General features: G+C 67.0%; 15 protein-coding genes. 7 read left to right on the top strand and 8 right to left on the bottom strand.

Features of this window, described 5'->3' with window-relative positions; translation table 11 throughout:
- The first annotated feature begins 54 nt into the window (after positions 1-54).
- A complete protein-coding gene (locus tag KMAL_RS08940; RefSeq protein WP_110095365.1) occupies positions 55-2,952 on the top strand; it encodes a [protein-PII] uridylyltransferase in 2,898 nt (965 codons plus the stop codon).
- On the opposite strand, the gene KMAL_RS08945 is transcribed toward KMAL_RS08940, so the two are convergent.
- Positions 2,942-4,876: a tetratricopeptide repeat protein gene (locus KMAL_RS08945; RefSeq protein WP_146044188.1), complete on the bottom strand. Its 1,935-nt coding sequence runs from the start codon at positions 4,874-4,876 to the stop codon at positions 2,942-2,944. The two genes, KMAL_RS08940 and KMAL_RS08945, sit on opposite strands and share 11 nt — an antisense overlap.
- 90 nt (positions 4,877-4,966) lie before the next feature.
- On the opposite strand from KMAL_RS08945, the gene KMAL_RS08955 reads away from it, so the two are divergent.
- The 6 genes from KMAL_RS08955 (at position 4,967) to KMAL_RS08980 (ending at position 13,002) form a co-directional block, all read left to right on the top strand.
- Complete coding sequence (locus KMAL_RS08955; protein ID WP_110095368.1) at positions 4,967-6,487, top strand: carboxypeptidase M32; 1,521 nt, start codon at positions 4,967-4,969, stop codon at positions 6,485-6,487.
- 68 nt (positions 6,488-6,555) lie between these two features.
- Positions 6,556-7,710 (top strand): L-dopachrome tautomerase-related protein, encoded by a 1,155-nt coding sequence (locus KMAL_RS08960; protein ID WP_110095392.1) that lies wholly within the window; start codon positions 6,556-6,558, stop codon positions 7,708-7,710.
- Between the two features lie 88 nt (positions 7,711-7,798).
- Complete coding sequence (gene thrC, locus KMAL_RS08965) at positions 7,799-9,196, top strand: threonine synthase (RefSeq protein WP_110095393.1); 1,398 nt, start codon at positions 7,799-7,801, stop codon at positions 9,194-9,196.
- A gap of 82 nt (positions 9,197-9,278) precedes the next feature.
- On the top strand, positions 9,279-10,544 hold the full coding sequence (locus tag KMAL_RS08970; protein ID WP_110095369.1) for a M16 family metallopeptidase: 1,266 nt from the start codon (positions 9,279-9,281) through the stop codon (positions 10,542-10,544).
- Positions 10,541-11,881, top strand: a complete 1,341-nt coding sequence (locus tag KMAL_RS08975) for a TldD/PmbA family protein (protein WP_110095370.1) — start codon at positions 10,541-10,543, stop codon at positions 11,879-11,881. Before KMAL_RS08970 ends, KMAL_RS08975 begins: the two co-directional genes overlap by 4 nt.
- Positions 11,882-12,018: 137 nt before the next feature.
- A complete protein-coding gene (locus KMAL_RS08980) occupies positions 12,019-13,002 on the top strand; it encodes a Tim44 domain-containing protein (RefSeq protein ID WP_110095371.1) in 984 nt (327 codons plus the stop codon).
- Between the two features lie 139 nt (positions 13,003-13,141).
- On the opposite strand, the gene KMAL_RS17245 is transcribed toward KMAL_RS08980, so the two are convergent.
- From KMAL_RS17245 to KMAL_RS09010, 7 genes are all read right to left on the bottom strand, one after another.
- Entirely contained in the window at positions 13,142-13,282 is a 141-nt protein-coding gene (locus tag KMAL_RS17245; protein ID WP_167400020.1) for a hypothetical protein, read from the bottom strand.
- Positions 13,283-13,327: 45 nt separating this feature from the next.
- Entirely contained in the window at positions 13,328-14,275 is a 948-nt protein-coding gene (gene cyoE, locus KMAL_RS08985; RefSeq protein WP_110095372.1) for a heme o synthase, read from the bottom strand.
- Complete coding sequence (locus tag KMAL_RS08990) at positions 14,272-15,675, bottom strand: cbb3-type cytochrome c oxidase subunit I (RefSeq protein WP_110095373.1); 1,404 nt, start codon at positions 15,673-15,675, stop codon at positions 14,272-14,274. Before KMAL_RS08990 ends, cyoE begins: the two co-directional genes overlap by 4 nt.
- Before the next feature lie 185 nt (positions 15,676-15,860).
- Positions 15,861-16,571, bottom strand: coding sequence for a class I SAM-dependent methyltransferase (locus KMAL_RS08995; protein ID WP_110095374.1), 711 nt, complete (start codon positions 16,569-16,571; stop codon positions 15,861-15,863).
- A 243-nt stretch (positions 16,572-16,814) separates the two neighbouring features.
- Entirely contained in the window at positions 16,815-17,816 is a 1,002-nt protein-coding gene (gene gshB / locus KMAL_RS09000; protein ID WP_110095375.1) for a glutathione synthase, read from the bottom strand.
- Positions 17,817-17,937: 121 nt separating this feature from the next.
- Complete coding sequence (greB, locus tag KMAL_RS09005; RefSeq protein ID WP_110095376.1) at positions 17,938-18,483, bottom strand: transcription elongation factor GreB; 546 nt, start codon at positions 18,481-18,483, stop codon at positions 17,938-17,940.
- Positions 18,477-19,361: an aldose 1-epimerase gene (locus tag KMAL_RS09010; RefSeq protein ID WP_110095377.1), complete on the bottom strand. Its 885-nt coding sequence runs from the start codon at positions 19,359-19,361 to the stop codon at positions 18,477-18,479. Before KMAL_RS09010 ends, greB begins: the two co-directional genes overlap by 7 nt.
- Positions 19,362-19,366: the final 5 nt, after the last annotated feature.

Here is a 19,366-nt window from a genome sequence, read left to right on the forward strand (position 1 = left end):
AGACCGGCACACTCGTCCGGCCCATTCGCCCCAAAGGACGCCGATCATACCCCGATGCCGAGCCATGCCCACGCCTCCTCCACCGTCGAGGACATGACCCTTGCCCTGCGCGACGCGCTGGGACTGAACGCTCCCTATGCCCCGGAACTCCCGCGGGAGGAGGCGATCAGCCTGTTCCGCAGGCACCTTGCGCGGTTCCAGTCCCATGTGCGCACACAGTTCGAGGCGCACCGGCTGGGCGGCGCGGACGCGGGCAAGCTGCTGGCAGGCTATACCGACGGCATGATCCGCACGCTGTGCGAATTCGCGACCCTCAGCGTCCGCGCCGAGTCGCATGCGAAGGGGGACATCACCTTCGCCATCACCGCGACGGGCGGTTACGGGCGTGGGCTGCTCGCACCGTTCAGCGATATCGACCTGCTGTTCCTGACCCCCGACGAACCGTCGGAGGAGGTGCGCGGCGTTGTCGAATACATCCTGTATTTCCTGTGGGACCTCGGGCTGAAGGTCGGGCATGCCACGCGGACCATCGACGAATGCATCACGGAGGCCGAGGCCGACACCACCGTGCGCACCACGCTGCTCGACGCGCGGCTGCTGGCGGGGGATGCCAACCTGTTCGCGATGTTCGAGGCCCGCTACATCGTCGCCTGCGTCACGGCGGGGGCTGCGTGCTTCATCACCGACAAGCGGCGTGAACGCGCCGCGCGCCACCACCGTTTCGGCGACAGCCCCTATCTGGTCGAACCCAATGTCAAGGAAGGGCGCGGTGGCCTGCGCGACCTGCAGACGCTGTACTGGATGTGTCGCTACACGTTCGGCACGCGCCATGTCTCCGACCTGCTGGCGCCCGGTTTCAGCGCGCTCGGCCTGCTGACGGAGCAGGAGGCCAAGCGCGCGCGCCGGTCGTGGGATTTCCTGTGGCGCGTGCGTTTCCACCTGCACTACGTCTCCGGCCGGGCGGAGGAGCGCCTGACCTTCGACATGCAGCCCGTGGTCGGCGGGCGGATGGGCTATACCCGCCATGGCCGGCAGGTGGGCGTGGAGCGTTTCATGCGCCACTACTTCCTGACGGTGCGCGAGGTCATGCGCCTCACACTGGTGCTGGAACCTGCCGTGCTGCGCCAGGCGCTTGGCCCCATCGCCAACGCACCGCAGGCCGATGCGCAGATGCGCGATGCCGGGTTCACCGTGATGGACGGGCGCATCCTGCCCGAACGCGGCACGTCGTTCGAACATGAACCGATCCAGATGATGCGCCTGCTGGCCTGGGCGAAGAAGCGCAAGCTGCCGATCCACCCGCTGGCGATGCAGCAGATGATCCGCTGGGAACGCCATGCCGCCACCCTGCGCGGCAATGCGGAGGCGTCTTCCATCTTCCTCGACCTGATGTGCGGCACCCCGCCCGAACGCTCCCGCCATGGCGCGGCAGGCACGCCACCTGCCGCCGTGCAGGGCGATGACGCTCCCAGTTTCCACCAGATGGACGAAGGCCGGCGCAAGGGGAACGCCTACTGGCTGCACATCCTCAACGAAACCGGCCTGATGGGACGCCTGCTGCCCGACTGGTCGCGGGTCGTGGGGCAGATGCAGTTCGACACCTATCATGTCTTCACGGTGGACGAGCACATCATCGACGCGCTGCGCATCCTTGAGCGCGTGGAGCACGGGTCAATGGCGGACGAGATCCCGCTGGCCTATGAACTGGCGCGCAACCTGCATTCGCGCCGGGCGCTGTATGTCGCGGTCCTGCTGCATGACATCGCCAAGGGACGTGGCGGGGACCATTCGGAAATCGGGTCGGAAATCGCGCTGCATGTCTGCCCCGAACTCGGCATGGACAGCGAGGAGACGGAGACCGTGTCGTGGCTGGTGCTGCACCACCTGCTGCTCAGCCACACGGCGTTCCAGCGCGACATCGACGATCCCAAGACGATCCTCGACCTTGCCGACATCATCCAGTCGCCCGAGCGCCTGCGCCTTCTGCTGCTGCTGACGATCGTGGACATGCGCGCGGTCGGCCCGCGCGTGTGGAACGCGTGGAAGGCGACGCTGCTCAATGAACTGTACATGCGCGTGGCCGAAGTGCTCGAAGGCAGCATGGCGACGACGGAACGCGATGTCCGCGTCGCGCGCGCCAAGGCGGCGACGGCGCAGTGGTTGGCCGAAGATGGCCTGCCCGAAAGTGACATCACCCATTTCATGGGCCTGGGTTACGGCAGTTACTGGCTGTCGTTCGACCGCGACACCCATCGCCGCCACATCCAGCTGATTACCGAGTCCGAGGCCCGGGATTCCCCGCTGACAGTCGAACCCCAGCCCATCCCGGCGCGGGGCGTGACAGAAGTCACGATCTATGCCGCCGACCATCCGGGCCTGTTTTCGCGCATTGCCGGCGCGGTGGCCATTGCGGGCGCATCCATTGTCGATGCGCGCATCCACACCATGACCAACGGCATGGCGCTTGATACGTTATGGGTGCAGGACGCCGATGGCGCGGCGTTCGAGGAACCGCAGCAGTTGGCCCTCCTGTCGATGCTGGTGGAGCAGGCGCTGTCGGGACAACTCAACATCAACAGGGAAATCGCGACCTGCGGGCGGCGCGGCAGCGGGCGGCGCATGCGCGCCATCCATGTGCCGCCGCGCGTGGTGATCGACAACCGCGCGTCCAATGCCTGCACGGTGGTCGAAATCAACGGGCGCGACCGTCCCGGCCTGCTGCATGACATCACCGCGACCATCAGCGACCAGAAGCTGCAGATCGCCTCGGCCCACATCACGACCTATGGCGTGCGGGCGGTTGACGTCTTCTACGTCAAGGACCTGTTCGGGCTGAAGATTACGGACAAGACCCGGCTGGAAACCATCCGCCAGACGCTGCTTGCGGGGCTTCAGAAGGCGGAGGCCGACGCGACCAGCATGACATCGGCGCTCGACACCGTCACGATCTGACAACGCCGCGCCGCGCGGCAGCCCACTGGTGCAGCGCGGCGCGGACCTGTTCCATCACCCCGTCCCACGCATGGGGCGGGGGCGCGGCCTGCGTGGGCCGGAACTGCCGCAGGCGCGGATACCAGCAACTGCCCTGCCGCCCCCATGGCGATGCCTCCCCCCCATCGAGTGCGGCGGACCAGCGCCAGTCACCCCCATGACGGTTGAGCAGCCAGACCGGCCGCCCCATCGCCCCGGCCAGGTGCGCCACCATCGTATCGACGCAGATCACCAGATCCAGCGTGGCGATGACCCATGCCGTATCCATCACGTCACCCATTGACGGCGTTTCCATCGGGAACGGCAGGTCGGCATCCCCCGCCCCGTGCTGGAGGCTGACGAACGTCACCCCCTCCACCCCGGCCAGCATCGCCATCCGCTCCGCCCCGATCGAGCGGAGCCTGTCGAAGCGGTAGCGTTCATTCCCCGACCAGCACAGCCCCACGCGAAGGCCACCCGTCGCGCGCGGCATCCCCACGGGACCGAGATAGGCCCCCACCGACTGTGGCAGTCCTTCCAGTCCCAGCAGGTACGGCAGGCTGAACAGGTCGCACCGCGCCACGACTCCACGAGGATATTCATCGTTTGGGGCGATAATTTCCATACGCCGGGCGACCGACGCCCCCGTCCGGTCCCGCAGGCTGCCCGCCAGTCGATGCAGCGCGGGCGGCAGCACCAGCACCACGCGCCGCCGCCGCGCCAGCATCGGCACGTAACGCAGGAACTGGATCGTATCGCCCATGCCCTGCATGGCCTGGACCACGATCCGCTCCCCCGTCGTCCCCCTGTCATCGGCCAGCATCGCGCGGGTGCAGCGGGGCAGGACGGGATAATGCGTCGTATCGGGCGGCAGCAGCGCATGCCGTGCCTCCCACGCCTCCCACCCCTCGGCCATGCGCCCCTGCCCCAGCAGCAGCGTGCCGAGGTTGAAGCGTGCCTGCGCGCGGGTCTGCGCATCGGTGCGCGCATCCTCCATCACCGCGCGGCACAGGGCGGCGGCGGGGGCGTCTTCCCCCTGCTCCGCCAGCACGGTGGCGAGGTTGGCGGCAATGCGCCCGTCACCCGGCCTCAGGTCGCATGCCTGCCCCAGCGCCCGCCGCGCCCGCGCCACGTCGCCCAGCGCCATGAAGGTCAGGCCCAGATTGTTCCACGCATCGGCATTCGGCATGGCCTCCACGCAGCGGCGCAGCCATGGCAGGGCGGCGGCATAGTCACGCTGCGTGAACAGGACGGCGCCAAGGTTGCCTGCCGCCATCGCATCGTCGGGCAGGTGGCGCAGCCATGCCTCCAGACTGACGCGTGCCTCGCCCACTTCGCCACAGCCAAGCAGCATCTCCACCAGTTCGTGGAACAGGAGCCTGTCTTCCGCCGGGGCAAGGGCAAAGGCCTTGCGCATCCATGACAGGGCATCGGGGCGGCGGTTCCTGCGCCACAGGAACCGCGCCATGTCCGCGCGCGGGCGCCACGCATCGACACCGCCACAGGCGATCGCCTGCGCCAGCGCGGTCTCCGCCGTGGTGAAATCGTGCGATTCCTCGGCAATGCGGGCCTGCACCGCCCGGGCCGCCAGGTCGCGCGGCGCCTTCAGGAGCGCGACATTCACCGCCGCGCGGGCCTGCACCACATGGCCGCGCGCCATCAGCGCCTGCGCCAGTGTCACATAATAATGGGCCGCGCCCTCGATCTCGATCGCGCGGCCGGCCAGGCCGATGGCAAGGTCGTCACGCCCGCAGGCGCGCACGACGCAGGCCATCCCGTGCAGCGCGCCGGCATGGCCCGCATCCCGGCGCAGGATGGCGCGGAAATGCCCGCCCGCCGCCTGCGCCTGCCCCTGCGCCAGCAGGCGCAGGCCCTGTTCGATCACGTCGCCTGCCTTTTGCGGCATGGGTGAAACCGTCCCTGCTTGCGTGTTGTGCCTCAGGCCGCCACGCTAGGGCGGAATTGATAACGACTCCTTTACGCCGGGAATTCCTCCATGCCTGACCCCGCCCCCAACGCCCCCGCACATGATGCCTATGCCACGCTGGCCCGCCGCTTTGCGCGGATGGGACATATCGCCAACGCGCTGGGCATCCTCGGCTGGGACAAGGACACGACGATGCCATCGGGGGCCGCGCACAGCCGCGCCGAAAGCATCGCGACCCTGTCGGTCCTGCACCATGGCATCATGACCGGGCCGGACATGGCGGACCTGCTGGCGGCGGCACCAGAGCCCGCCGATGCGTGGCAGGCGGCGAACCTGCGTGAAATGCGCAGGCTGCATGCCCATGCCATGGCCGTCCCCCCCGACCTGGTGGAAGCGGCGTCACGCGCGGCATCGCGGTGCGAGATGGCATGGCGCAGCGCACGCCGCGACAGTGATTTCGCAAGCCTCCTGCCGTCCCTGACCGAAGTGCTCGAACGCACGCGCGAAGTCGCGCAGGCCAAGGCGGCGGCGCTTGGGCTTTCGCCCTATGACGCGCTGCTGGACCAGTATGATCCGGGCACGCGCCAGACGGACATCGACCCGGTGTTCGACCGTCTTGCCGCCGAACTGCCAGGCCTGATTTCCGGTGCGCTGGAACAGCAGCGCGCCCATCCCGCGCCAACCCTGCCGCGCGGGCCGTTCGCCACGAGCGCGCAGGCCGCGCTGGGCCAGACCATGATGCGCACCGTGGGGTTCGACATGACGCGCGGGCGGCTGGATGTCAGTCTGCACCCCTTCTGCGGCGGGGCGGAAGACGACGTGCGCATCACCACGCGGTACGAGGAGGGCGACTTCCTCAATGCGCTGATGGGCGTGCTGCATGAAAGCGGCCATGCGCTGTATGAACAGGGCCTGCCGCGCGACTGGCATTCCCAACCCGTGGGTGCGGCACGGGGGATGAGCCTGCATGAAAGCCAGTCGCTGCTGATGGAAATGCAGGTCTGCCGCTCGGCCGAGTTCATGGCATGGGCGGCCCCGGTCATCGCGGACGCGCTGGGCGGTGACGCGCAGGCCCCCGAATGGTCGGCCGACACGCTGCACCGGCAGGTCACGCGCGTGCGTCCCGGCTTCATCCGCGTGGACGCGGACGAGGTCACATATCCCGCCCATATCCTTGTGCGCTATGAAATGGAAACCGCGCTCATCAACGGCCAGATGGCGCTGCGCGACCTGCCGGCCGCCTTCAACGACCGCATCCACGCGCTGCTGGGCCTGCATGTGCCCGAGGACCGGCTGGGCTGCCTGCAGGACATCCACTGGCCATCGGGATCGTGGGGATATTTCCCGACCTACACGCTTGGCGCGATGATCGCCGCGCAACTGCGCGAGGCGGCGCAGAAGGCGCACCCGGCCCTGATGGACGATATCGCGCGCGGCGATTTTTCCACGCTGCTGTCGTGGCTGCGCACCCATGTCCACCATCGCGCCAGCAGCGTGTCGATGCGTGACATCGTGCGCGACGCCACCGGCGCGCCGCCGGGGCCGGATGCCTACCTGCGGCACCTGCGGCATCGTTATTGCGGGGAATAGGCGCGCGGATACCCGCCATCACCTGCGGCCCCTTGCCTTCGGGGGCGGTTCATGGCGACATGCGCACGATGTCCAGTCACGATTCCGCACTGTCCCGCCCGCATCGCGTCCGCCATGCGGGCGCCGCCGTCGCCCTTGCGGGCGCACTGGCCCTGACGCACATGTCCGGCGCGCACGCGGCCAAGCCCGCGCCGCCGCTGGACCCGTCCGCCCCGATGGAGGATGTCGCCACATCCTCCACCACGACGTGGGAGCGTGTCATCGCCCTGCCTGACGGGCGTCTGGTCGCGCTGGCCCCGGCATGGACCGGGGTGAAGCAGGGCGGCCTTGTCATCTTCACGCCCGGACAGCCACCCGTTCCCTATCCCGACGCGGCATGGAACGATCCCGCCACCCCGGCGGCGCAGCGTCTGGTCGCGCCCGCGGACATCCAGTTGCAGGCGGACGGGACGCTGTGGGTGCTCGACAGCGGGATCGCCGCCGACGGGACGCGCGCGCAGCCCAAGGTCGTGCGCATTGATGCCGCCAGCGCGCAGGTGAAGGGCACGTGGGCGATCGACGCCGCCGCCCTGCGCCCCGACAGCCACCTGTCGACGATGCGGGTGGGCAATGGCCATGCCTATATCGGTGACGAAGGCGTGCCCGCGCTGATCGTGGCCGACCTTGACGGCCATGGGCAGCGGCGGCTGATGGAACACAACCCCGCGCTGACGGCGGGGCGGCCGATCCTTGGCCCCGACGGGCGCGTGATGCAGAACCAGGCAGGGCATACCGCCATCATCAATGTCAGCCAGATGGCCATCAGCCCGGATGAAAAATGGCTGTATTTCGAACCGCTCAGCGGCCCGATCTACAAGCTCGGCACCGATGTGCTGATCGACCCCAAGGTCACGCCCATCGAACTGGAGGACAGCCCCACGCTGTGGTACAAATCCCCCCCCTATGGCGGGATCGCCGTGGGGGCGGACGGGACGCTCTACCTCAATGACGTGTCCACCAGCAGCATCTTCCGCCTGACGCCCAAGCGGATCTATCAACGCATCGTGACCGACCCGCGCCTGCACTGGCCCGCGGGATCATATGTCACGCCGGACGGGATGCTGTATGTGCCCGCGGCACAGCTTGACCGCACGCCCGCGCTCGATGCCGGGAAGATGGAGGTGTCATGGCCGGTCCATGTCTACCGCATCAATGTCGCCGCCCTGCCCGAAGCGAAATTCTGACACACCCGCCGCAAAATCGTTCAGGATAGGGCAATCGAGTCCCACGCGCCCCTTCGCGCCGTGGGGAGATGGCATTATGATCGGACCCATGCGCTATATTTCTACCCGGGGACAAGCCCCTGTCCGCGATTTCTCGTCCGTGCTCCTGGCTGGCCTGGCCGAGGACGGTGGACTTTACCTGCCGGAAAGCTGGCCGGAATTCTCCCCCCAGCAATGGCGTGACCTGCGTGGCCTGCCCTATCCGGAACTCGCGGCGCGGGTGATGGCCCCCTTTACCGCCGGCTCCATCGCGCCGGACGTGCTGGCGGGGCTGTGCCGCGACGCCTATGCCCATTTCGACCATGCCGCTATCGTGCCGCTGACGCAGGTGGAAGACGGGCTGTTCGTGCAGGAACTGTTCCACGGCCCGACGCTGGCGTTCAAGGACATGGCGATGCAGCTGCTCGGCCGCCTGTTCGACCACGTGCTGACGCAGCGCGGCGAGCACGTGACCATCGTCGGCGCGACCTCGGGCGATACCGGCTCCGCCGCGATCGAGGCGTGTCGCGGGCGCGAACGCCTGCGCGTGGTGATCCTGCACCCCGAAGGCCGCACATCCGACGTGCAGCGCCGCCAGATGACCACCGTGCTGGAACCCAACGTCACCAACCTTGCGGTCCAGGGCACGTTTGACGACTGCCAGGACATGGTCAAGGCGATGTTTGCCGACGCCGCGTTCCGCACCGACATGCACCTGTCGGCGGTCAATTCCATCAACTGGGCGCGAATCGCGGCCCAGGTGCCCTATTACGTCTATTCCGCACTGGCGCTGGGCGCGCCGGACCGGGAGGTGGCGTTCGCCGTGCCGACCGGCAATTTCGGCAACGTGCTGGCCGCGTGGGTTGCGCGCCAGATGGGGCTTCCGGTGCGCGCGCTGTGCGTGGGGTCGAACCGCAACGACATCCTGTCGCGCTTCCTCAACGAAAACGACATGTCCATCCATGGCGTCGTGCCCAGCCTGTCGCCGTCGATGGACATCCAGGTGTCGTCGAATTTCGAACGCCTCCTGTTCGAACTGCTCGACCGTGATGCCGAAGCGTGCGCGCGCACGATGACGGAGTTCCGCAAGACCGGGCGCATGCATGTGCCCACGCCAGTGTGGGACAAGGCCAATGCGCTGTTCCATGGCGTCGCACTTGATGATGACGCGACGGTGGCCGAAATCCGCCGCCTGCACGCCGAAAGCCAGTACATGGCCGACCCGCACACCGCGATCGGCATCGCCGCCGGACGCGCCTTCCGTGAGTCGGGCATCCCAATGGTGGCGATGGCGACCGCGCATCCGGCCAAGTTCCCCGACGCAATGGAAAAGGCGATCGGCATCCGCCCCGCCCTGCCCGAAGCGCTTGCCGACCTGTTCGACCGCCCGGAGCGTTACGAGGTCGTGGCCGCCGACCTCGCCGCGATCGAGGACAGGGTGCGCGCGGCGGTGCTGAAAAACAGTTGACCTGCCGCTCCCCTCCTCCTTCCCTGATTTCTCCAACATGGCCCTGCCGGTCAGTGAACCCGGCCGGGCCTTCAGGATCCGAATGACTGACCTCATCAATGTTACCCGCCTGCCTTCCGGGCTGACCGTTGTCACCGAACGGATGGAGCGCGTCGAAACCGCTTCCTTCGGGGCGTATGTCGCCGCCGGCACCTGCAACGAGGACGCGAGCGAGAACGGGGTTTCCCACTTCCTCGAACACATGGCGTTCAAGGGCACGGCGACACGCACGGCGGCGGGCATCGCGGAAGAGATCGAAAATGTCGGCGGCCACATCAACGCCTATACCGCACGCGAACACACCGCCTATTACGTCAAGCTGCTCAAGGAAGACCTGCCGCTTGGCGTGGACATCATCGGCGACATCCTGACCCACAGCAGCTTCGCCCCGGATGAACTGGAGCGCGAACGCGGCGTGATCCTGCAGGAAATCGGGCAGGCCAACGACACGCCCGATGACATCGTGTTCGACCATTTCCAGGAAACCGCCTTCCCCAACCAGCCGATGGGCCGTCCCACGCTGGGCACCGAGGCCGGCATCCGGGAGATGAGCCGCGAGACGCTGATGACCTACATGCGCACGCATTATACCGCGCGCAACACCATCATCGCGGCGGCGGGCAACCTGCACCACCACCATGTGGTGGAGATGGTGGAGCAGCATTTCCGCGACCTGCCGCAGACGGACATCCCGCCGCGTCCCGGCGTCAGCTATGTCGGGGGCGAATTCGCGCAGCAGCGTGACCTTGACCAGGCGCATATCGTGCTGGGCTTCCCCTCGGTCGGGTATGGCGACCCGGACTATTACCCGGCCCTGCTGCTGTCCACGCTGCTGGGGGGGGGCATGTCGTCGCGCCTGTTCCAGGAAATCCGCGAGAAGCGCGGCCTGGTCTATTCCGTCTATTCCTTCAACGCCCCGTTCCGCCAGGGCGGGCTGTTCGGGATTTACGCGGGCACCGGCGAATCCCAGGTGGCGGACCTGATCCCGGTCACGCTGGAGGAACTGCGCAAGGTGCAGGGACAGGTGGGGCAGAACGAGCTTGACCGCGCGCGCGCGCAGCTGAAATCGTCGCTGCTGATGTCGCTGGAAAGCACCGGCAGCCGGTGCGAGCAGCTTGCCCGGCAATTGCAGATCTTCGACCGCCTGATCCCCACCCATGAAACGGTGAAGCGGATCGACGCCGTCACCATCGCCGATGTGCAGCGCGTGGCCGCCCGCGTCTTTCACGGCACCCCCACCCTGACATCGCTGGGGCCGGTCCGGCACATGCCCCACGTCGCCACCGTTGCGGAGATCCTTGCCCGATGACACCGGAACCGCTCGACCTCATTGCGACCCTGATCAGGCAGGCGCGCGCCGCCGGCGCGGATGCGGCCGATGCGGTTTACATCACCCGGGTCGCGCACGCGGCACAGGTGCGCAACGGCAGGGCGGAGGAGCTTGAACGCTCCGAAACCTGCGACCTTGGCCTGCGGGTGTTCGTCGGCAACCGTTCGGCCATCGTGTCGGCCACCAGCCTTGACCCCGCGCGCTTCGACCCGCTGGTGACACAGGCGCTGGCGATGGCGCGTGTCGTGCCGGAGGACCGGTTCGCGGGCCTGTGTGACCAGGCGGTCGTGGGCCATGTCGATGCGGCGGGACTGGACCTGCTGGACACGGCGCAGCCTTCCACCGCCGACCTGATCGAACGTGCCCGCACGGCGGAAGCCGCAGCCCTTGCCATCAGCGGCGTCAGCAACACCAACGGCGCCTCCGCCAGCGCGGGTCGCGTGGAGATCGCCCTGATGACTTCCGCCGGGTTCTCCGGCGCGTATTCACGCAGCAGCCACTCCATCTCCGCCAGTGTCGTGGCGGGACAGGGCACGGGGATGCAGCGCGATTACGACTACCATTCGGCGGTGCACCTGTCGGACCTTGAGGACGCGGCCAGCATCGGGCGGCATGCGGGCGAACGCACGGTCGCGCGCCTCAACCCCGTGCGGCCGCGCACGGGGCGGATGCCCATCGTGCTGGACCCGCGCATTTCCACCAGCATGCTTGGCCACCTGTCAGGCGCCATCAATGGCATTTCGATCGCCCGTGGCACCTCGTTCCTCAAGGACCGCATGGGCCAGCGGATCATGGATGCGGGCATCACCATCATCGACGATCCCCTGCGTGTCCGGGGCCTGGGCGCGCACCCGTTCGACGGCGAAGGCATGCAGACAGAACCACTGACGATCGTGCACGGCGGGATGCTGCAGGCATGGGCGCTCGACGCGCGCAGCGCGCGGCAACTGGGGCTGGTCTCCAACGGCTGCGCCAGCAGGGGCGCGTCGTCACCGCCTTCGCCCTCTCTGGGAAATCTGTACATGCAGCCCGGCGCGGTCACGCCGCAGGCGCTGATGGCGGATATCAGGGAGGGGATCTACATCACCGAACTGATGGGATCGGCCATCAACGGCATTACCGGGGATTACAGCCGTGGGGCCGCCGGGTTCATGATCCGTGACGGGCAACTGGCGGAACCGGTGGCGGAACTGACGGTGGCGGGCAACCTGGTGGACATGTTCGCACGCATGCAGCCCGCCAATGACCTGCAGTTCCGCCGCGCCACCAACGCCCCGACCGTGCGGATTGATGACATGATGATTGCGGGCGCATGAATTGTGCGTCAGGGGACGCGATAATGTCCCCTGCCCCCTGTTTATCGACGGATAAATCCCCATATTGAAATAAACCACGGTTCCGTCGGCAGTCGTCGGGATCGCCTTATCGCAGGATACCAGATACCCTGACGCAGATGAAACAGACCCTTTCGCGACCGATGCTCCGTAAACGCATCACCCTGAGCCTGGGCGCCGCGCTTGCGGCCCTTCCGCTGCTCGTCCACCCGGTGGCCGCTGACGCACGCGCCGGTGGCGGCATGTCGATGGGCAGCAGGGGGTCGCGTACCTACAGCGCGCCCCCACGCACGGCCACGGCCCCCTATGGCGCAACCCCGTTCCAGCAGACCATGACGCCACGCAGCAGCCCGTCCGCGCCCTATGGTGCGGCCACGCGCATGCCCTATGGCGCGGGTGCGGCAGCGATGATGGGACGGCCCCGCCATCCCTTCCTCAGCGGCTTTGCCGGTGGGCTGCTTGGCGCGGGCCTGTTCGGCATGGTCTTCGGCCATGGCATGTTCGGTCATGGCATGGGCGGCAGCGGGATCCTCGGCCTGCTGATCCAGCTCCTGCTGGTGTTCTTCGTGGTCCGCTGGCTGATCCGCCGCTTTGCGGGACAGGGGGGCGCCTCCTCCGGCCTGCCGGGACTGTCCAGCCTGACAGGCGGCAACGCGGCCCCGCCGCAGCCGGTGGTGGGCGCGGGCACGCAGCAGCTTGCCCTGACGGCGGCGGATTACCAGGCGTTCCAGCAGGCGCTGATCAACATCCAGACCGCGTGGAGCCAGCAGAACCTTGGCGCACTGCAGCAGATGGCCACGCCGGAGATGGTCAATTACTTCAACCGTCAGTTGACCGAGCTTGCCAGCCGTGGCGCACGCAATATCGTGTCCGACGTGCGGTTTGAAAACGGCGACCTGACGGAAAGCTGGCGGGAAGGCGGCATGGATTTCGCCACGGTGGCCATGCGCTATTCGCTGATCGACATGACCACCGACACGATGGGCCATGTCATCGACGGCAGTTCCACCGAACGCCAGACGGTGACGGAACTGTGGACGTTCGAGCGCAGTTCCCGCGGCGGCACATGGCTGCTGTCCGCCATCCAGCAGGCGGCGCGCTGATCCGCGACACAACAGAAGAAGGGTGGCCCGGCAGATGTCGGGCCACCCTTTTTTTATGCGCCGGACCCGCCAGCCCATCGCCAAACAGATAAAGGTTTTTGGGGCCGCCCTTTGATCGAAAAAGGCGGCGTGTTTCGGATCAGATCCGCACGAGGCTCAGCACATACAGGATCATCGCGAGCGCCCCCAGAGTCAGGGCGACGCCATAGATGCGGCCCTTGTGACGGCGGGCATATTCCTCGGCCGGGGTACGGGCCACAGGGGCATTATCCGATGACATTGCAATATCCCTTCTTGGATGGTGGCACGCCCGGCGCGCCAGCCCTCACTGCATGACCAGGAAATGGTCCGCCAGCATGCCGCAGAACAGCAGGAACAGATAAGCCAGCGAATAACGGAACGCCTTGCGCGCGGGCAGGTCACCCGTCTGGCTGACGCCCTGCGCATCCTGCTGGTCCCGCAGGACGCCGATAGCGCGATAGATGAAGCCCAGCCCAAGGACGGTTGCCGTCGCCGTATAGAGCCAGCCGGCAAGATGCATCACCGACGGCACCAGCGTCACGGCCATCAGGATGATGGTGTACCACAGGATCTGCCAGCGCGTGTGACGCGCACCACGAACGACCGGCAGCATGGGAATGCCCGCCCGCCCGTAATCCTTGCACGCATACAGCGACAGCGACCAGAAATGCGGCGGCGTCCACAGGAAGATGATGCCGAACATGACGATCGGCAGCACCGTCAGCGACCCGGTCGCTGCCGCCCAACCGATCATGGGCGGGAACGCCCCCGCCGCACCGCCAATGACGATGTTCTGCGGTGTGGAGCGCTTCAGCCACATCGTATAGACAACGGCGTAGAAGAAGATCGAAAACGCAAGGATACCGGCGGCCAGCGCATTCGTCGCCAGCCACATCAGGATGACCGACGCCACCGACAGGCCGATGCCAAAGCCCAGCACCTCGTCCGGGCGCATGCGGCCATCGGGAATGGGCCGCGTGGCCGTGCGCTTCATCACCGCGTCGATATCGCGGTCGTACCACATGTTGATCGCACCCGCCGCACCCGACGCCATGCAGATGCACAGGATGCTGATGGCCGCGATCACGGGGTTCAGGTGCCCGGGCGCCATGGCAAGGCCCGCCGCCCCCGTAAAGACCACAAGGGAAATGACCCGGGGCTTGAGCAGCACGAACCAGTCGCGCGCCTGCGTCCCGACGAGTTCAACCGGATAGGCCGGGCTGTCCTGGACCGATGCGACCGAACCACTCATGCCCTGTTCCCCCTCTCCATGCTGACGGGCGAAGGCAGCGTCCATTCCAGCGTCCGCGCGCCTTCGCCCCAGTAATTGGCGGCGATATGCCCACGCCCCCGCATGCAGGTTGCGGCGACCACCCCGGCGAAGACAAGGATGGATGCCCCCATCAGCATCGCCCCGGCCATGGCCAGCGTTCCCTGATGCGCCATCAGCGATACGATGGTACCTGCCGCCGTCAGGACGAAATGGACATACCCGGCAAGGCGCGGGGCGACATGGCCGCTCATCTTGCCCACCCAGTAATAGAAACCGGCGAAAGTGGCGAACACGGCGGCAAACACGGTGGCCGCATGCACGTCCCCCATGCCACCGGGCAGCAGCGCCATGACGCCACCCGCCACCAGCAGCACGGCACACCCTGCGGCCCACGCCATCGGCAGGCTGGCGCGCACCCGCCCGGCCATGGCCGTCGCCACCCAGGCACACAGTACCATGGCGACAGGGACCAGGATCACCAGCAGTTCGGCCGCCGTGTGATATCCGTCGGATGCGCCGGGCCCGCCATTGAACAGGTCATGCGTCCAGACGGCGCCGCCCCCCACGGACATGACCGTCAGCGCCCCCACCACCTGCATGCGCCCGCGCAGGGGCACGCCGCAGAACGTCTCCACCACCTGGCTGACGATCCCGATGGAAGGCAGCAGCAGCAGGGCCATTTCCGGCCCGGCAAAGGCGCGCAGGACCGTGTCGAGACGTGCGAAGACATCGCCCCCGTCCAGCACGGCGCGCGTCAGCGCACCGGCCAGCACGGGCACGACCATGACCAGCATCATCGCGGTGAGCGCCTGCGCCCACACGAACACCGGCATGTCGCGCAGGCGCATGTCCGGCGCGCGCATGTTCAGGACCGAGGCCACCATGTTGATGGCCATCCCCAGCATGCCCACGCACCACAGCAGCAGGGCCGCGATCGAGATGGCAGGCGCGGTCACGACCGACAGGCCCAGCAGCGCGAGCACGAAGCTGCCGCCGACGGCAAGCCAGCACAGGGTATTGAGACGGGGGAACGCCATGTCCCGCGCGCCGGTCAGCAACGGCACGAACCAGTTGCCGAACCCGCCGAACAGGGCCGGCAGCGCGCAGAAGAAGACCATCATCATGCCATGGCGCGTGGCGATGCGTTCCCACATGCCATCGGCGTCCCCGCCGCCCCACCGTGCCAGCAGGTCATGCGGCAGAAGTCCCGCCTGCAGCGCGACGGCAAGCATGCCGCCCACGGCCCCCGCAACGACGGCAAGGGACAGATACAGGGTTCCAACATGGCGATGGCCGCCCGAACCCGCCCGCGCCCCGGCAGTCCCGGTGGGCGAAGCCGCGCCCGCGCCATCGATCCGATCCTGACCGACTGTTGGCATATGTATCTACTCCCCTTGTGACGCGGGGATTGCGCCACGGCCCTGATATAGCATTTCAGGCGGCAATATATCCCGGCATATCCGTAAAAACGACCCCGTGAGCGGGCATGTCGGTCGCGGGAATGTCATTACAGCCCTGCCGTCAGGACAGGGCTGCGCATGGAAAGTGCCGGATGCGGGTGGCTTCAGGCCACCAGCGATTCACTGCTGTCGTCCAGCCGGTCGAGCGTCACCAGCGTGAACAGGCCCGCGGGCGGCACCGGGCGGATGGTCGCGCGGGCCAGGTCCTCCGGCGGGAGCAGCCCCTCGATCGCGAAATCCGGGTGCCAGCCCAGCGAGCGCGAGGCCCGCGCCATGCCACGTTCGACCGCAAGGCGCACGCCACCGGTGGCAAGGAAATGGTTGACGAACAGGATGTGCCCGCCCGGCTTGACCACGCGCTTGAGTTCACTCAGCAGGCGGCGCGGATGCGGCACGACGGAGGCCACGAACATCGCCACGGCGATATCGAACGACGCGTCGGGGAATTTCGTCTCCTCCGCGTCCATTTCCAGAAGCGCGTCGACATTCGACAGGTGCAGCTTCTTCACGCGCCCACGCGCACGCTCCAGCATGTCTTCTGACAGGTCGATGCCGGTAATCTGCTTGTCGCGGCGGTAATAGGGCAGCGCAAGGCCGGTCCCGACCCCGACCTCCAGCACCTTCCTGCCGGGCAGGGCGTTCACCGCCTCCACCGCGCGCTTGCGCGCAAGGGCGGAGACCCCCCCGAACAGCGCGTCATACACCGCCGCCCACCGGCGATAGGCCACCTTGACCGCATCGGCGTCCAGGGCGGAACGCGGAGAAGGAATCTCGACCACCTTCTCGGCGGTGGAATCACGCAGAACGTCACTCATCAGATGGTACCTGCCCCTTCGATGCAAACCGTCTTCAGGGTCCGGCCCTGCCGTTGCGCGTCTGGCATAATCAAACCTGTCCCGTTCTGCTGCATTAGATTCCCATTATGTATCCCGGGACTGCTGCCCGGAATATTCCCCTGTGCAATGACGCCAGATGGCATGTGTCACGGCGATTGCACGCAACGGCATAGCATTTTCATACGCCTGCCGATACGGCCCCTGCCGCATTCCCGTCTCACCTCATCCCCTGCCGTGGCCAAGGCTGGCGATGATGCAGTCCCACAGCATGGAGGCGGTATTGACGCCATCGAAACGGTCGATTTCCTGCAACCCCGTGGGCGAAGTCACATTGATTTCCGTCAACCAGTCGCCAATCACGTCGATCCCCACGAAAATCAGCCCCTGTTCACGCAGCAGCGGCCCGATCGTGGCGCAGATCTCATGGTCACGCGCGCTCAGGGTGGCCTTCACCGCGCGTCCGCCGACATGCATGTTCGACCGCGCCTCCCCCTCGGCGGGGACACGGTCGATCGCGCCGATCGGCTGCCCGTCCGCCAGGATGATCCGCTTGTCGCCCTGCCGCACGGCGGGTTCATAGCGCTGGATCATCAGGGGTTCGCGTGAACGGGCGAAGTGCATCTCCAGCAGGGAATTGAGGTTGGGGTCGTCCTCGCGGATGCGAAAGACGCCTGCGCCGCCATTGCCGAACAGCGGCTTGACGATGATGTCGCGCCACCTGGCGCGGAAATCACGGATGGCGCGCACGTCCCATGTCACCAGCGTGGGCGGCATCAGGTCGGGATAATGCGTCACCAGCAGCTTTTCGGGCGCGTTGCGCACGGATGCGGGATCATTGACCACCAGCGCACGCCCCGGCCCGACGCCATGGACATGCTCGAGCATGTGCGTCGCGGTGATGTAGGCCATGTCGAACGGCGGGTCCTGGCGCATCAGGATCACATCCATGCTCCCAAGGTCGAGGACATGTTCCTCCCCCCAGGTCGCATGCGCACCCGCGACGCGCTGCACCTGCACGCGCCGCGCCCGTGCGACAAGCCGTTCGAGCCGCGTCCCCTCCGGCGAGATGCGCCCCTCGCTCAGGGTCATCGTCTCCACCTGGTAGACATAGAGTTCGTAGCCCCGGGCCTGCGCCTCAAGCATCAGGGCGAAGGTCGAATCGCCGTTGATGTCTATGGCACCAAGCGGGTCCATCTGGACCGCTATCTTCAGTGGGCGCGACATGGGTGGGCCTCCGGACGGGCTGCGGGACGGATACTCCGACCGTGTAATAATACGAAATACCGTTCTTGAAAAACGTCATAATGTGTAAGGCGTGCCACGGCCAGCATCCACGATGCGTTTTTCACCCCTGCCCCGCCGTTGCCGGCGGGTAGGAAATGGCCATGACCTCCAGCATTTCATCACCGCGTGGCGTCACCAGCCGCACCTCGTCACCGACGCGCGCACGCATCAGGGCGCGCGCCACGGGGGAGACGAGGCTGATTTCCCCGCGCACGGTATCCGCCTCGTCCACGCCCATGATGGTAACGACGCGCGTTTCGTCGCGTTCGGTGGCATAGGTGACGGTCGCGCCGAAAAAGACCCGGTCACGCCGGGGCTGCTGCGCGGGGTCCACGACAATCGCCTTTTCGATGCGTTTCGTCAGGAAGCGGACCCTGCGGTCGATTTCACGCAGGCGCTTCTTGCCATACAGGTAGTCGCCATTTTCGGACCGGTCGCCATTGCCCGCCGCCCATGACACGATCTCCACGATGCGGGGACGTTCGTCACGCAGGAGGGTGTTGAGTTCACCGCGCAGCGCCTCCATCCCGGCAGGGGAGATATAGCGCGCAAGCTCCGCGCCCTGCCCGCTTCCCTGCCCGGCCCCTGCCGGTGCGCGCGTCAGCATGTGGCGACGGTCATGCGCACATGTCCTTCCAGCTTCCCGCCGGGGGGCAGCACATGTATGCCGCCATCCTCCACACCGGGACGGTTGAACGCGTCATTCATGTTGGAGGCCGGTTCCACCGCGATGAAAGGCTGGCCCGGCGGGGTATAGAGGACAAGGTGGCGGAAGATGTCGCTCGCCTCCATCGTCAGCGACATGCCAAGGCGCGGCCAGCGCAGGAAGGCGCTGCGTGTCCACCCGGCATAGCAGTTGTCGATGGCGGCCCCGCCCACATCGCGCATCTTCTCGAACGACCAGTCGCCCTGCGCCGGGACGCGCAGCGAGGGCAGGTGGTCATCGTCGCTGGTCCAGACGGACTGCGCCGAAAATCCCAGCCGCAGGCCGTTATGGCGCGGGAAGTAGGGATGGAAGCCCAGCCCCACCGGCTGGTCGCGCGTATCGGTATTTTCGATCATCATGCCGATCGACAGGCCACATTCGCGCAGGTCGAACCGCAGCAGCGCGCGATAGGCGAACGGCCATTGGGCGACCGGGTCGCCGGGCGGTTCGTGGTCGAGTTCCAGCGTCGCGCTGTCATCGGCCAGCAGGTCGAGCCGCCAGCGCCGTTCCCAGCCATTGCCATGCAGGACGTTGTCCTCGCCCACGAAATTCGGAGCCAGCTGGTACTCCTGCCCCTCGAAACCGAAGCGGCCATGGGCGATGCGGTTTGAAAACGGCACGAGGGGATATCCCCCCACCGCGCGTCCGCGCTGCGCCACAAGGTGCGGGTCCGCCACGGGATGAAGGAACGACATGCCGCCGCGCCGCCAGTAGGCGATCGCCCCGCCCACGTCGGGCAGCAGGCCCAGACGTGCCTCGCCCGCCTTCAGTTCGATCATCCCGG

This window comes from Novacetimonas maltaceti, from assembly GCF_002906255.1.
Lineage (GTDB): Bacteria > Pseudomonadota > Alphaproteobacteria > Acetobacterales > Acetobacteraceae > Novacetimonas > Novacetimonas maltaceti.